The 801-nt window shown below is 67.9% G+C and carries 1 protein-coding gene; it reads left to right on the plus strand.

Annotation, left to right across the window (positions count from 1 at the left end; genetic code table 11):
* Window positions 1-801, plus strand: an 801-nt coding sequence (locus tag LXN01_RS15970; RefSeq protein WP_439098462.1) for a hypothetical protein, incomplete at both ends; no start/stop codon positions are given.

Genomic DNA, 801 nt, shown 5'->3' on the forward strand with positions numbered 1-801 from the left:
GCGCCGGTCGTCCTCGCCCCTTCGGTCGTGTTCGCGATCGAAGATGCGGCGGTCTCCTACGAGGGAGGCGCTGACGCATTCACCCCGGCCGAGCTCGCTGCGGGGATCGACTTCACCATCTCCGGCCTGGACGAAGGCGAAGTCGTCGAGATCCGGTGGGGATACATGGAGGCCGACGGCGGCGGGTACCTCGGCGACTCGACCTACATCGCCCTCGAACCGGCCGACGAGACCGGAACAGTGTCGGGCACCTTCCAGCGCGACCTCACTCGCGTCTTCGACGGGGAGATCTTCCCGGAGGTCCGTGACGCGGCGGGCGAGGAGAAGTTCCTCAACGGCTTCGCCCTCGTCGCAGACGACTCCGATGGCACCCCCGGCGACGAGCAGGGTTCGGTGCCGACGACGAACGAGAATGCCGCTGTCGCAGTGGAGCCAGAGGTCGTCTCGGCCGAGGACCTGGTGGATGAAGAGGCCGGCGTCACCTTCGTCGTCTCGGGCCTGGTGCCGGGCACCACCGTCGCCAACAGCCTGACCGACGACACCGAGACCGCCGATGCGGAGGGCGTTGCGGTCGTCTCCGTCTACTACCAGGGACCCGCCGCGGACTTCGAGCCGGGCCAGGAAGTGCCGGTTGAGCTCACCCTGACCGATCCGGAAGGCGAAGAGACGACACTCAGCGCCCTCATCACCATCGCCGGTGAGCCGACGCAGGAAGACGACGAGGATGACGATCAGGGCGAGGACACACCATCCCCGACCCCGTCCGCTGACGACAGCACCGACGACGCCAGCACCGACGAC

Origin of the sequence: Brevibacterium daeguense (assembly GCF_021729135.1) — a bacterium.
Taxonomy (GTDB): Bacteria; Actinomycetota; Actinomycetes; order Actinomycetales; family Brevibacteriaceae; genus Brevibacterium; species Brevibacterium daeguense.